This window comes from Lactiplantibacillus sp. 3062 (genome assembly GCF_055413545.1).
The window spans coordinates 1-14534 of record NZ_JBVAYE010000018.1 but is presented as its reverse complement, the minus strand read 5'-3'; the positions used below and the strand labels follow the sequence as shown (position 1 = coordinate 14534).

12 protein-coding genes and 4 pseudogenes are annotated in these 14534 nt (G+C 38.4%); 9 read left to right on the top strand and 7 right to left on the bottom strand.

The window, feature by feature from the left end; translation table 11 throughout:
* Positions 1 to 137: 137 nt before the first annotated feature.
* The 7 genes from mobQ (at position 138) to ACWQAU_RS14780 (ending at position 7945) form a co-directional block, all read left to right on the top strand.
* The gene (mobQ, locus tag ACWQAU_RS14810) at positions 138 to 2198 is read left to right on the top strand and encodes a MobQ family relaxase (RefSeq protein WP_079111875.1); all 2061 of its coding nucleotides are present in this window, start codon (positions 138 to 140) and stop codon (positions 2196 to 2198) included.
* Entirely contained in the window at positions 2173 to 3831 is a 1659-nt protein-coding gene (locus ACWQAU_RS14805; RefSeq protein ID WP_228403064.1) for a type IA DNA topoisomerase, read from the top strand. Before mobQ ends, ACWQAU_RS14805 begins: the two co-directional genes overlap by 26 nt.
* Positions 3832 to 3953: 122 nt before the next feature.
* Positions 3954 to 4169, top strand: a complete 216-nt coding sequence (locus ACWQAU_RS14800) for a hypothetical protein (RefSeq protein WP_045354103.1) — start codon at positions 3954 to 3956, stop codon at positions 4167 to 4169.
* A 3-nt stretch (positions 4170 to 4172) separates the two neighbouring features.
* A complete protein-coding gene (locus ACWQAU_RS14795; protein ID WP_063488844.1) occupies positions 4173 to 5297 on the top strand; it encodes an ArdC-like ssDNA-binding domain-containing protein in 1125 nt (374 codons plus the stop codon).
* A gap of 273 nt (positions 5298 to 5570) precedes the next feature.
* Positions 5571 to 6668, top strand: coding sequence for a nucleotidyltransferase domain-containing protein (locus tag ACWQAU_RS14790; protein ID WP_045353652.1), 1098 nt, complete (start codon positions 5571 to 5573; stop codon positions 6666 to 6668).
* 9 nt (positions 6669 to 6677) lie between these two features.
* On the top strand, positions 6678 to 7106 hold the full coding sequence (locus ACWQAU_RS14785) for a hypothetical protein (RefSeq protein ID WP_045353650.1): 429 nt from the start codon (positions 6678 to 6680) through the stop codon (positions 7104 to 7106).
* A gap of 20 nt (positions 7107 to 7126) precedes the next feature.
* Entirely contained in the window at positions 7127 to 7945 is an 819-nt protein-coding gene (locus ACWQAU_RS14780; RefSeq protein WP_128384024.1) for a hypothetical protein, read from the top strand.
* A 148-nt stretch (positions 7946 to 8093) separates the two neighbouring features.
* On the opposite strand, the gene ACWQAU_RS14775 is transcribed toward ACWQAU_RS14780, so the two are convergent.
* The 5 genes and pseudogenes from ACWQAU_RS14775 to ACWQAU_RS14755 form a co-directional block, all read right to left on the bottom strand.
* Positions 8094 to 8231, bottom strand: a complete 138-nt coding sequence (locus tag ACWQAU_RS14775; RefSeq protein ID WP_235851289.1) for a hypothetical protein — start codon at positions 8229 to 8231, stop codon at positions 8094 to 8096.
* 263 nt (positions 8232 to 8494) lie between these two features.
* Positions 8495 to 8599: pseudogene (locus tag ACWQAU_RS14770) on the bottom strand (putative holin-like toxin); the annotation flags it as partial.
* A gap of 983 nt (positions 8600 to 9582) precedes the next feature.
* Positions 9583 to 9765, bottom strand: a pseudogene (locus ACWQAU_RS14765) (transposase); the annotation flags it as partial.
* 4 nt (positions 9766 to 9769) lie between these two features.
* Positions 9770 to 10569, bottom strand: a protein-coding gene (locus ACWQAU_RS14760; RefSeq protein ID WP_162920435.1) for an IS5 family transposase whose coding sequence is annotated in 2 segments (ribosomal slippage) — positions 9770 to 10281 and positions 10281 to 10569 — 801 coding nt in all. Because the reading frame shifts where the segments join, the coding sequence is not laid out codon by codon here.
* A 50-nt stretch (positions 10570 to 10619) separates the two neighbouring features.
* A pseudogene (locus tag ACWQAU_RS14755) lies at positions 10620 to 10997 on the bottom strand (ISL3 family transposase); the annotation flags it as partial.
* 115 nt (positions 10998 to 11112) lie between these two features.
* Between ACWQAU_RS14755 and ACWQAU_RS14750 the strand changes: the two are divergent.
* Together ACWQAU_RS14750 and ACWQAU_RS14745 are read left to right on the top strand one after the other, a co-directional pair.
* Positions 11113 to 11499, top strand: coding sequence for a hypothetical protein (locus ACWQAU_RS14750; protein WP_035454452.1), 387 nt, complete (start codon positions 11113 to 11115; stop codon positions 11497 to 11499).
* A gap of 131 nt (positions 11500 to 11630) precedes the next feature.
* The gene (locus tag ACWQAU_RS14745; protein ID WP_042749386.1) at positions 11631 to 12995 is read left to right on the top strand and encodes an NAD(P)/FAD-dependent oxidoreductase; all 1365 of its coding nucleotides are present in this window, start codon (positions 11631 to 11633) and stop codon (positions 12993 to 12995) included.
* A gap of 134 nt (positions 12996 to 13129) precedes the next feature.
* On the opposite strand, the pseudogene ACWQAU_RS14740 reads toward ACWQAU_RS14745, so the two are convergent.
* Together ACWQAU_RS14740 and ACWQAU_RS14735 are read right to left on the bottom strand one after the other, a co-directional pair.
* Positions 13130 to 14032: pseudogene (locus ACWQAU_RS14740) on the bottom strand (reverse transcriptase domain-containing protein); the annotation flags it as partial.
* A gap of 163 nt (positions 14033 to 14195) precedes the next feature.
* A partial coding sequence (locus ACWQAU_RS14735; protein ID WP_141346048.1) for a Tn3 family transposase occupies positions 14196 to 14534 on the bottom strand: 339 nt, incomplete at its 5' end.

Here is a 14534-nt window from a genome sequence, read left to right as displayed (position 1 = left end):
CGAGTGAAACGAGGTCAATGCGCACTTACACGTCATCTTTGATGACGTTGTGCTAAACCCATTAAAACCTGTATTAGAAGTCGCCGATGGCGACAACAAAGTCAAACCCATAAACCCAAAGAAAGGTGGTGACCGACATGGCAATTTTTCATATGAGTTTTAGTAATATTAGTGCTGGTAAAGGACGAAGTGCGATTGCCAGTGCCGCTTATCGAAGTGGTGAAAAACTATTTGATGATAAGGAAGGTCGCCACTATTTTTATGCCCGATCGATCATGCCAGAAAGCTTTATTTTGACGCCAAAAAATTCACCTGAATGGGCGAGTGATCGAGAGCAGTTGTGGAATGAAGTTGAAAAGAAAGATCGTAAATCAAACTCACGGTATGCAAAAGAGTTTAACGTGGCTTTACCGGTAGAATTAAGTGAATCCGAACAGAAAGAATTACTGACAAAATATGTGCAAGAAAATTTTGTCGATCAAGGTATGGTAGCTGATGTGGCAATTCATAGAGATCACCCAGATAATCCACACGCACACGTGATGTTAACCAATCGCCCATTTAACCCCGATGGTACTTGGGGACAGAAAACAAAAACCGAATACATTTTAGATAGTCATGGTAATAAAACTAAGACCCCTGCAGGGAATGTGAGAAACCGAAAAATTTGGTTGGTTGATTGGGATAAAAAAGAAAAAATAACTGAATGGCGGCACAATTGGGCGGCAAGTGTCAATCAGGCTTTAGAGCAAAAAAACATTCCTGATCGGATCAGTGAAAAATCATTTGTGGAACAGGGAATAGCTGACACACCAATGCAACACGAGGGAATCAATAGCAAACGGCATGAAAGAAAAGAATTTAACCAACAAGTTAAGAAATATCGTAAGACCAAAGCTGGCTATAAAAATATGCAGGAGAAAGTAATTAATCGAGGTCACTTGGATAGCCTAAGTAAACACTTCTCGTTTAACGAGAAAAAAGTGGTCAAAGAGTTAAGCCACAAACTGAAAACTTATATTAGTTTGGAAAGCTTAGATGATAAGCGGCGCATGCTATTTAATTGGAAAAACAGTACCTTAATTAAGCACGCTGTTGGTGAAGATGTCACTAAGCAATTATTGACAATTAACCAACAAGAAAGTTCACTAAAAAAAGCAGATGAGCTCTTAAATAAAGTAGTTGATCGCACGACTAAAAAACTTTATCCAGAGCTTGATTTTGAACAGACAACCGCGGCTGAACGACGGGAATTGATTAAAGAAACTAATAGTGAACAAACGATTTTCAAGGGCAGTGAATTAAACGAACGTTTAATGAATATTCGTGATGATTTATCGACCCGACAATTATTGACCTTTACCAAACGGCCATACGTTGGCTGGAAGTTATTAATGCAACAAGAAAAGGAAGTCAAAATCGAGCTTAAATATACGCTGATGATTCATGATGATAGCTTAGAAAGTCTAGAACACGTTGATCAAGGTCTACTAGAAAAGTATTCACCAACCGAGCAGCAAAAGATTACTCGCGCAGTCAAAGATTTGCGAACAATCATGGCTGTTAAGCAAGTTATTCAAACCCAATACCAGGAAGTTTTAAGAAGAGCCTTTCCTAACGGCAATTTTAATGAATTACCAATGATTAAACAGGAACAAGCCTATACAGCCGTGATGTACTATGATCCTGTTTTAAAGCCATGTCAGGCTGAAACAATTGAACAGTGGCAAGCAAATCCACCACAGGTGTTCAGTCCCCAAGAACATCAACAAGGACTAGCTTATTTATCGGGACAGCTTAGCTTAGATCAGTTAGAAAATCATCACTTACAACGGGTTTTAAAGCATGATGGCACTAAACAACTCTTTTTTGGCGAATGCAAAGCCGATCCGACGATTAAGAACAGTCAGATCGAGAAAATCCAAAAGCAGTTAAAAGGGCAACAAGCCAAGGACGACCAGTATAGAAAAGTAAATATTGGACATTATCAACCGCTAAATTACAAGCCAGTTAGTCCAAGCTACTACTTAAAGACGGCCTTTAGTAACGCAATCATGACCGCCCTATATGCCCGTGATGAAGATTACGAACGGCAAAAACAGGCGCAAGGTTTAAAGGAGACTGAGTGGGAAATGACGAAAAAGCAACGGCAACACCAAACTCGAAACCGGCATGAAGATGGGGGCATGCACTTGTAATCACAAAATTAGCGATTGGTTAATTGGAATGAATGGCAGCCCTTTATACACCTTGCTATTAAGACAAAACGGGGTGCGCGGGGTGTACTCGATTGGTCGAGTACAGACGCCAACTTTGTATATGGTTTATCAAAGAGACCAGGCAATCAAAAACTTTAAGCCAGAACCTTATTTTGAACTAAATGCGGAAATTTTAACTAATCAGCAAAAATTCGTCGCAAAATTAGACCCCTATCAGCGATTTAAAGACGAAACAGGGCTAATGACATTCATGCAAGCTAAACACGTTCAGAAAGGCTCACAGGCTGGCTTAATCAAGGACATTCAAAACCAGGCTAAAAAACGTGCTAGTCCCCAACTATTCTCACTATCCAGTCTCCAGAGTGCCATGAATAAACGGTATCATGCCAGTGCCAGCCAGACTTTGGCGGCCATTCAGAGTTTATACGAAGACAAACTGCTCAGTTATCCCCGCACCGATTGTGCTTATATCACTGATGAAGAATTTGATTATTTAGTGGCTAATCTGACGAAGTATCTGGGGTTGGTCTCTAAGCAAGTCGCTTTAACCAATACCGCCCCGAATAAGCGCTATGTTAATGGAAAGAAGGTTGAAGAACACTACGCCATTATCATGACTAAAATCGTCCCGACGAAAGATCAATTAGCTGCCTTACCTAAATTACAGCAACAAGTCTATGACTTGGTTTTAAGAACGACGTTAGCGATGTTTGCTGATCCGTACGAGTACGAGGAAACCACCATTATTACCCAAGTTGGTGACGCCAATTTTAAAGCAACCGGTAAGGTCCCAACTAAGCAAGGCTGGCAAGCTTTATTTAATGATCACAAAGCCGACCAGCAAGAAGCAGCAACTTTACCGCTCGTTCACCAAGGCGATCAAGTCCAAGCAAATCTGCAAACGCCGCAAAAAGAAACGACCCCGCCGGTACCATTTACCGAAGGTACCCTGATTACGGCCATGAAGACCGCCGGCAAAACGCTTGATGATGAAGCAGCCCAGGCGATTCTTAAAGATGTGCAAGGAATTGGGACAAGTGCAACCCGGGCCAATGTGCTGGAAGTGTTAAAGAAACGCGGCTATTTAGTTACTGAAAAGAACAAGCTCCACGTCAGTGAAGCGGGGATTACTTTATGTAAAGCGGTTGAACTCGAACCCTTGTTAACTAGCCCAGAGATGACAGCAAAATGGGAGCAAGCGTTACAGCAAATCAGTACCGAAGAACGCACTCCGGATAATTTTTTGAGCCAAATTAAGAAGTTTGTGGCGAAGTTAATCGCTGATGTTCCCACACAATTAACCGGCAATGCAGCCATTAAGCAACAAATCAATCACCAACAGCAAGCACAAAAGTCCGACGAGGTCTTCTTAGAAACACCGCAAGCGACCGTTTTAAATAAACAGAAGTTTTACATTGTGAAGCCCAAGCAAGGCGAAGACTTTACCCTGCCCAAGAAATGGAGCAGTAAGACCCTCGGTAAGACCGCAATTAAAGCGTTGGTCACCAAGGGGGAAACCAGCAAATTAAAGGGGTTCAAGAGTAAAAAAGGAAAGTCGTTTGACGCCAAGTTAAAGCTTGACGGCCATAAATTAAGTTTTGATTTTGATTAGAACCTGCCTACCGCCCTGCACGTTGTTGCGGGTTGGTGAACCCGTCATTTAGGTTCACTTTTACAACCCTAAAAGTAAACCCAAACAACGGGTGAGATTAGCAAAGCAAAGGAGATCATAAAATGGATAATAAATTAGCAGTCATTGGGAGTGAATTACCAATTTTGCAGGCTAAAGGAACCTACAAGTATCTAAAAGAAATCACTGGTAACGGCGCCTATTATCAAGTGGCCTGGCAAAAATTAGCCGATGGCTACGTTGCCCTTTATGGCACGACTCCGATTCAAATAAGATCATTGCCGACATTGAATGATACTTTTGAAGATGAGGAGGGGTAGACAATGCCGAGTAAAGCCGACGTTAAAGCCTGGAAAGCACAATTAGTCGCCCAAGCCGAACAACAAATCCTAAAATTAACCGATAGTGACCGATTTAAACAGTATCTTAATACCCTGGCTAAATTTCATCATTATAGCGCCAGAAACATTGATTTGATTTATGCGCAAAATCCGCAAGCCACTCAAGTCGCGGGCTTTAAGCAATGGCAGAAGGCTTTTAACCGCACCGTCAAACGAGGCGCAAAAGCGATTCGGATTGCGGCCCCGATTATTAAGAAGTTAACACCAGCCGAGAAAAAGCGTCTTGATACCACCGATGAACGCGCCATTGTCGGTTACCGTTATCTACCCGTCTTTGACGTGTCACAAACTAGCGGTGAGCCAGTGTTAAGTGCCAAGGATTTTGTCAAAGAAAATTTAGCCGATCATCAGAATGTAACGAGCTTGTATAACGCGTTCAAAGATTATTTAAACCAGCAAACCGACCTTAAAGTCAGTGAAGTGCCTTTAGCGACGCTAAATGGGGCTAAGGGGTATTTTCAACCCAGCACTAATGAAATCGTCATTGGTGGCGATGAGCCCGACAATGCTTTGAAACTAAAGACGTTATACCACGAATATGCGCATAGCCAGCTACACGGCTTAAAATCAGCCTTTAAAGATCGGCCACGAGCCTATCAGGAAACCCAAGCCGAAGCGGTTGCGTATGTTGCCATGCAAAATATTGGCGTTGATACTAGCAACTACTCACTCGGTTACGTGGCCACCTGGGCCAAAGATAAAGCCGTAATCCATAGCGCTTTAAGTGAGATCCAGCAAGTGAGCAACAAAGTGATTGAACTTAGCGATGGCTTAACCAAACAATTAGGCTTACAAGAAGCACAAAAAGAGCCTGAGCATGATTTAAAAAAGCTATCAGCCCAGGCACTAAATCAGTTTTATCAAAGCTTGGAGCAACAAGTTAGGCAAGTGACTAATCCACAACAAAAATCAGATTTAAAAAATCAGTTAAATGATGTACACCAGGAAATCAGTGAGCGAACGCAAAAACAACTGAAAATATTTTCTAAACAGAATCCGGGAATCAAACAACCTAATCCTGACTCTGATCAAAGTCTGAAACGTTAGCCAGTTATTAAAGGTCATGTTACAATTAAATAGAAAATAGGCCTCATATAATCGGATTTCCCGCACAAACCGCTTCAAGACTACAACAATTATAAGAACAACTTAATTATCGCCTTGTAATTTTATCAAAGTTACGTAGTGCTTTTTATTGTAAGTCTCGTTGATTAATATCAATTATTAGTTGGAATTGTGCTTAATATGACATTTAGAAAGCATTTTAAGACGTTTATCATCTTAAAATACATAACAGCACATGCATAGGAGGTATTTAATATGCCAGAATCACAGGAGTTATCTTTGTTTTATGATCAATTAGCGAAAGAAATCCAATTGTCTCAGACAGCATGTAGTACAGCCGAAAGAGAATTCAATTCATTAACATCTTTATTTGATAATGAGTATGATAACGTAAAAATGTTCCCTCAAGGATCATATAGTTTAGGGACTACCATACGACCCTTAAACGCAGATAGGGACGATTTTGATGTAGATTTTGTTATTGCCTTTATGGACGATGATATAGGTCCATCTGATGTAAAAGAAAACATTGGTGATGTATTAAGCAACAGTAATCGATACAAAGACAAATTTTCGGAAAAAGGAAGAGCATGGACTGTTAATTATAATAATTCACATATCGATATTGTTCCAGCAAAAATAAATAGCGCTGAAGATCTTTATATAACAGACAAAAATGATCAGGGATACTTTTTCATCAAAAGCAATCCTAAAGCATTTAAAAAATGGTTTCAAAATCAAGGAATTATCGATAAAACGGTTCATGAAAAAATTACAGAATCTATTGAACCTATTCATTCTTATCAAAGAAGAACTATATTGCAGAAAACGGTTCAAATTTTGAAATATCACAGAAATAAATTTTTCCAAACAAGGCCAGATAAAGAGAAACCAATTTCCATGTTGATTACAACTATAGCGGCCACTCTGTACAATGGAGAAAGTGATTTGTTTCAATCCGTTTCAAATATAAGTGCTGCCATTCCACAATTTATGGAAAGCAGCAAAGGATTAGACGGAAATTACCATATCTATAATCCAATTGAAACATCAGAAGAGTTTACCGATAAATGGATAGATCATCCAGAACGTAAAGAAGCATTTATAAAGTGGGGAAAGGCAGTTTATCAAGATCTAGTGAAAGCAAGCCTATGCGAAAGCCGTATTCAGTTTTCTCAACGTCTGGGCGATGTATTAGGGCAACCGGTAGCATCTGCTTATGAGCATATCGGTCAAATAAATCAGAGCGACCAAAAGTTAGGAAATATGTCTTTTGATAAAGAATCTGGATTTGTCATTGGAAGTAAAGAACATACATCCATTCCCCAAAATAACTTTTTTGGGGAGAACTAGTGCTCAAAGATGATAAAACGTAAGCCGGAGTCACTTGCTTTTTTTATTGTTAAATATTACGATTTGAAAGATGCGATAAAGGGGCAAGGAACTATAAACGTTCGCAAAAAAGTTTTTAAGATAACGGCACAGATTAAACCAACCATAAACAGTGATACTTATACTGTTTGTTTTTGTTACTTTATAGGAGGAAAAATAGATGTGTGGGTAAAAGGGTTACTTCAAAAGGGAAATGGAATAGTACCTCCACACATTTATCATAAAAATGTAAAGGAAGATAAGGTTAAGTTATGTCTTTATATGCCAAATTATCATGAATATGACAGTGATAAATTATTAACAGCCAATATTCTTCCTTGGACCTGTGAATGGCTTTATTTTTACGAACTATTTTTAATAACAAAAAAATGGTTTGGAAATGGAATTCATCCTAAATGATTAGGAAATGCGATGTAAAAATGTCAAAAGACTTAAATAAATTTATAATGGTTGATATTCTACCACCTCTTGGCACCTATCTTTGGTGGGGATTTATATATATTATTTTAATATATATTTTGCACCTACCAATTATCAAAATAATATCTGATTTTACATCACTAACTGCGTCTGACTTGAGCATAGTTAGTGACATATTGACTAGATTTAAATTGGCGACAAATATTGTCTTGTTGTTTGTATTCCTTTATTTAGCTTTTAGAAAGGTTAAAAAAGATAATGAAAATAGTGTTTTCCATGCTAATGGTTTGGGGTATGTCAATTTTTCATATGGGCTATTAACATTTCTCGGGTTTATTTTTGGATACAGTCATATTAATGTGATTAATCTCCCTATATGGATCCAATTTAAAGTTTATAAATCAGCTTTTTGGACTCCAGAATATGATAACCTTCCTTCCAGGGATGATAAAGTGTCTTTAACACACGGAAAACTACATGGTGGAGAGGTAGCAAATTTACAATTAGTTGACACATATCCACTATCAGGTAAAATTCCACAGAAATTTAATTGTTATGATACTTGGGTCATAGAGCGAAGCAACCATGGGGAACGCTCATACAATGAAGATTTTATAAAAAAGTCTACAAAAGCTATTCAAGATATATCCAAAAGAGGGTACACAACGATAAATATATTTGCGTCAACTAATCCGATGCATAATTCAAAAATTGTTAAAGAAAATTTCCGTATGGATGTTAGAACTAGAAAAATTAGTGTTATAGTATATCAATCGATTGGTCCTAAGCATGTATATATGGAAGCACATAAAATATAGTATTAGGCAGAGATTGTTTAAAATCTAATTCGAAATGCTTAAATCCAATGCTAAATAGGCAAATAACGGAGATCTATTGCTTTATAGCTTCTTTGTCTTTTTAAATACCAGTTTGTGAATTTCTTGTAATGGGATTAGTCAACCAGAATCAACCACAGGTATGCTTGCACTGGTAATACAGCCGTTCAGTAGCGACAAGAAATATTGACCGCCGTAGGGTACAACGCCGTAATTCACGAGAAGTGGTTGTGGGGTATCGCTTCAGCAATCGTGCAATCCAACGGATTGTAAAATGTAAACCATGATACAGAAAAATTAATTGACGTTCCTGTATGGCAAGATGATAGTGAAAGTTTATATCTGAGTTTCTCCATTAATTCACCTGCTACAAATCTAACTTAAAATAGTCGAAATTCAGTTATGGTCATGCTATAATATAGATAGAAAAAAGGAGCCCTGCGTGAACAGGACTTCCCATGTAGAGCCGTTTAAGACGGTGGCATAATTTAACGTTATTAAATAACCGCTAGCTTGCCAGAGCTAAGGCGGTTATTTTTTTTGCTGACTTTTGATCAGCTCAACAATCAATGCAATTAAGGCCACGGTAAAGGTACCGAAAGCCAGCATTAATTGTAAAGCGTCCGCAACGGACACTTAGGCTACTCCTTTCATTGGGATTTATGGGCTTTAAAGGTTTTACACCATAAGCACCACCTCCGATCGGAAATAGCCACCGCCTTAACTTCTCTACAAGGAGCCATTATACAGGGAATCTGTATCATTATCCAAGCTTTAAAACAAATTCACTTGATTGCTATATTACTAGTGAGAACCAATTTAAAAAGATTAATTTTCAGGGTAATCCTTATATTGCTAGTAGGACACGGACGAAATTTGAAGGAAGGTTTTAAAACTTGGTGACGTAGAACAGTAAGGCACCTGATAATTCCCAAAATAATAATGCAAATGCAAAAAAATAAGAAAGAAGATTTTATAATGTTGAAAGTTATACAATTGTTTATAGGTCAATCATGGGAATTCATTTTAAATATAATCCAATGGATTAGCATTCATATATCGGTAGGTTGGTTAGCATTCGGATTAACATTGATAACATTTCTAAGAAATAGTCACAAGAAACTAAGGCAATCTTTTGAATACTCCTCAGGAAGTAATGATTTTGAGACGGCTATTGTTGTATATAATGACAGTGTAGGAACAGAGGCTTCGCAACTGCTAGGGATAATGGTTACAAACAGGAAGTTCTATCTATATCGCAAGTTATTACCATACATCATTAGAACGAAGCTTAGGTTTTACAAGGACAATAATAGTAAGACTATACACACAACAAAGTCTTGGGTATACCATATACTTTCCAAGAACTTTAAAAATCAAGATGAAGATAAAGGGATATACCCTTACCTTGAAATGGTGAATATCCAAAATGGTGATGAAATCACAGAGACAGGTTTTATTCCCATCAAGAGCCACGAAATGAGAACTATCGTTATTCCCAAAGACCACTTTTTAGACGCAGTTAGGAATCGCCTTATGTGTAATCACAAAGCACTAAAGCGATTTGTTAATAAAAGGCTCTTTGTCAAATCCTGTTGATAGAGAGTAAATGAATAGAATCAGGCAGTCATTAAAAGGCTGTTTGGTTCTTTTTCTTTATATTGATTTTCCTCTAAACGAATTCTGGTTAATAGATTGATAAAATTGGAATAGCCGAAAGCTGTTCGTTCGATTTGTTTGATTTTGCGATTGAAGCCTTCAAGACAGCCGTTAGAATAAGGTAGAGCTGCTCCGTTAAGAAACTGTTTAGTATCTTTTGAGAAGTAACCTGATAAAAGCTAACGAAACCATCATGAGACTAGTGTTGAGCTTACGCTCACAGTTACGCCATAAACGATGATAATTTCCCAACCAACTAAATGAACGTTCAATGAGCCACCGTTGGGGGATAACCGAAAATTGGTGTAACTCATTTCTTTTAACGACGATTACCTTGGCTGAGGTTAAACTGCTAATCTCATTGGCAAAATTTTGGCCGGTATAACCACTATCAACCATCATGGTTCGAACCAATTTAAACTGCTCTAAATTAAGGGTGACGAGTGCAATCGCCCCGTCACGATCAGTGATGTTAGCCCGGGTAATATGGATAGCTTGCGGGAATCCATTGATGTCGACGGCTAAATGGCGCTTAATGCCGGAAATTTTCTTGCCACCATCGTAACCCTTATTTTCAGCGGTAGCGGTGTTCTTAATGCTTTGGGCATCTAAAATGACGAACGAAGTTCGGGCTGACCGCCCTTGCCTTAATCGTCGATCAGCGACAATTTTTTTAAAACCTGAGTTAATAAAGCTGGTTTATCAGGGGTGGGGGCTTTTGACCAACTCATCCAATAGTAGTAAACGGTGGACCACTTTGGATAATCAGCCGGCAAATCACGCCAAGTACAGCCATTTTTAAGGACATAGAGCATGGCACAGAAGATATCATAAGGATCAATGTGTTTTGGGTGAGTTCGTTTTCTTGAAGCTTCCAGATCCTGACGGATCAAATCGAATTGTTGCCGAGAAATATCGCTTTGGTAATGATGACTAAAATGTTGCATATGATCACCAACTTTTTTGACAGTAGTTTATCAAATTATTGGGTCAAAATCCAAGATAATAAACAGCTTCTAAGCACCGCTTTTAGATTGTATTTAAAAGTTAGCAGCGTCTTATGCATTAGGGTTCCAATTGAATCTTTGCTGGTAATCAATGATTTAAGCTCATGCGTATTGCCAGTTTCAACGGCTTGAATAAAGCTTTGCATCAGGTTATATGAATTCTCTAAAGTAGTGCTGGTGTTAATGCCTTCTGTAACTACTTGTGCTTGAGTTAAGCAGTCTTTGTAATGCCAGTTGTAGCGAGGATGAACTTTTTCAAGCTCATCAAACTTCTTCAAGTATAATTTCCAGGGAGATTTGAGTAGCTGATACTGTCTGGATCTTTTATCAAAGGTCTTCATGACTTGGACTCTCAGTGAGTTAAAAGAAAAATATTTGGAAAAGTTGCAACGAATTATCCAGCAATATTAATTTTGAAATTCTGTCATAACTTGGCGGTGCTTAGGAATATAGTTGAATAGCAGAACATAGGAGGTAAAAATCATGACAAAAATAATGAACGAAGATTTTTTAGATGTTTTACAAGACAAAGGGCCGGCAACGATTGTCTCGATTAATGGTAATCCAGCTAGCGTAGTTAATACTTGGTCACAATATATTAACGTGGTTTCTGATGATATAATTTTGATTCCAGCTGCGGGGATGCACTCGATTGAACAAGATTTTGAAAAAGATCCAAAACATGAACTGATCATTACGATTGGTTCTTACAATTATTCAGGAACCGCTGGAATGGGTCGCGGTTATCATATTCATGGCAGTGGTCAATTCATTAATGAAGGCGCATATTTTGACCAAATGAAAGCCCAATTTGATTGGATTCGCACTGTATTAGTTGTGAAGATTCATGATGTTGAGCAGAAGATATAGCAAAAAAGTTTGGAGCGTCAACTCCAAACTTTTATTTTTAATCAATTTATTGAGCAAAATATGATAGACATTAAGTAATAAGTGTTACCCTTGAAAATGTAATGAAGAAACTATTGTGTTAGGAGGATTTTATGGATAAACGTAAAATTGTAATTGTTGGTGCTTCACATGGTGGTCATGAATCAGCAATTGAGCTGTTGGATAAATATAATGATGTAGATGTAACTGTTTATGAAGCTGGCGACTTTATTTCATTTATGTCCTGTGGTATGCAATTATACTTAGAAAATAAAGTTACGGCTGAAGATGACGTCAGAAACTTTGCTCCTGAAGATGTTGAAAAGAAGGGCGGTCATGTTTATGCCAACCATGAAGTAACCGCGATTCATCCTGAACATAAGACAGTAACAGTTAAGGATTTAACCAATAATTCTGAAGAAGAAGTTCAATATGATAAGTTAATTCTTTCATCAGGTGTAACGCCAAAGGTTTTACCAGTACCTGGCAATGATCTTAAGAATATCTATTTAATGCGTGGACGTGATTGGGCTTCTAAGTTAATGAGTGCTGTTAACAATCCAGCAATTAAGAATGTTGCTATTGTTGGTGCTGGTTATATTGGTACTGAAGCTAGTGAAGTATTTGCTAAAGCTGGCAAGCATGTAACTTTAATGGACATGATTGATCGTCCATTAGGAACTTACTTGAACCCTGAATTGCTTGATGTTTTGGAACCTACCTTTAAGAAGAATATGGACTTGAAGATGGGCGTTAAAATTGAAGGCTTCAACGGTAATGAAAAAGTTGAAAGCGTCAAGACCGATCAAGGCGATATACCAGCTGACTTGGTTGTTGTTTCAGCAGGGGTAACTCCTAATACTGATTGGATAAAGGGCACAGTTGATTTAGATCAAAGAGGCTGGATTAAGACTGATCCATACTTGAGAACGAATGTTAAAGACGTTTACGCTATTGGAGATGCAATTTTGCCACTTTCTATTCCAGCAGGTAAGCCAATGCCAATTGCTTTAGCTACTACTGCTAGAAGAGAAGCACAATATGTGGTTGATCATATCTTTGAAGATAAGCCAGATCGCGCTTTCAAGGGTGTTATCGGTGCTTCAGCTCTTAGCGTCTTTGACTATCACTTCGCTACTGCGGGATTAAATAAGTTTTCAGCTGCTAAGAATAAGCTTGATTATCAAACTAGCTTCTATGAAGATCATATGCGTCCAGCTTATGTCCCAGAAGCAGATAATCCTAAGGTATATGTCAGCTTAACCTTTAATCCATATACTCACCAAATCTTAGGCGGTGCTGTCCTTTCTAAGTATGATATTACTGCTCAAGGCAATGTTTTAGCTTTGGCAATTAGTCATAAGATGCGCTTGGAAGACTTGGCTGAACAAGACTTCTTCTTCCAACCAGGATTTGACCGTCAATGGAGTTTGCTTAACCTAGCTGCTCAACATGCATTAGGTATGGCAAGATTCTAATTTAATCGTTAATAAAAATAAATTATAAAGATAAAAACTAGTCATGTTTTATCGAGTAGGAGATAATTGATTAGTTCAATTATCGACCTCTCACACCACCGTACGTACGGTTCCGTATACGGCGGTTCGACAACTTAATCACATTGAATTGACTGGAGCGTCTTGGACATATTCATAAGTCCGAGTTGTTCCAGTTTTCTATTAGTTAGAGAATAGCTCAAGGTCTTACTATGTGCAGTTCGCCAGTAGCCCTTTCGGGTACTAGCGAAGACATATGCATCATGCTGGGACAGCCCCAACTTCTGTAAGTTAGTTACCTTAGTTTTAAACTTTTTCCATTGCTTCCAAATATACTGCCTTATTCGGACCCTCAACCACTTGTCAAGGCGTTGAATAAAGTTAGTTAGTTTCCCAATTGAGTAGTACTGAAGCCACCCACGCATTTTTCGATGAATTTCTTCAAACATTCTTGTCAGAGATATTCCACGATTACGTTTAGTTAATAACTTCAGTGCTTTCTTTACTCGTTGTTGCGATTGTTTAGCTGGACGGGCGTAGGCCCCATTGTGGTCTACACCCAACGAAAAGCCAAGAAACTTCAACCGTAGCGGGCTACCGACTTTGGTTTTATCTGGGTTCACTTTAACTTTCAAGCGCTTTTCTAGAAACTGGGTAATGCTTCGCATTACTCGTTCTCCGGCTCGTTGACTTTTAACATAGATGTTACAATCATCCGCATAGCGCACAAAGTGATGACCACGTCTAGTCAACTCTTCGTCCAACTCATTTAGATAGATGTTCGCCAGTAGTGGTGACAATGGCCCTCCTTGTGGGGTTCCTTTTTCACTCTTAGCGAAAAGCCCATGGTCTAAGACTCCGCTAGTTAGAAACTTACGAATGAGTCTTAGTGTCCATGGGTCATCAATATATTGTTGGAGATACTTAATCATCAAGTCATGATTAACGTTATCAAAATAGGCTTTTAGGTCTAAGTCGACAACTCTTCGATAACCTTGATTATAAAGATCTACTACTTGGGGTCAATGGAACATCCATACGAAAAGTAGCGGTAGGATCCCGAACAAAAAATCAGAAACGTTGATTTAACAGCGTTTCTGATTTTTTATATTGGCTTTATTTAAAAAGAGCTCTGGAACATTCGTACGAAAAGTAGCGGTAGACTTTAAAAACCGAACAATCTTATTTTTCGTCTGCTTCATCCAATGGTCTTAAATGACCATTTTCTAACGCTTCATTATATTGGAACGTGTACTTACCGACAAAGTTAATGTGTTCAAACATCAGTGGCGATAATTTGCCGATCATGTCGTCAGAACAATCAAACCCTTCTGATTGCATCTGCGTCACAATCTTTTCCAGGTAAACGGTATTCCAATAAATAATGGCATTCGTGACTAAACTGAGAGCGTTTAGTTGTTCTTCCATACCATCAAAATACGTTTGATAAAGCTTCCCTTTCCGACCATAAAAGATGTTTCGACAAAGCGCGTGCCGAGCTTCACCTTTATTTAGCTGTTC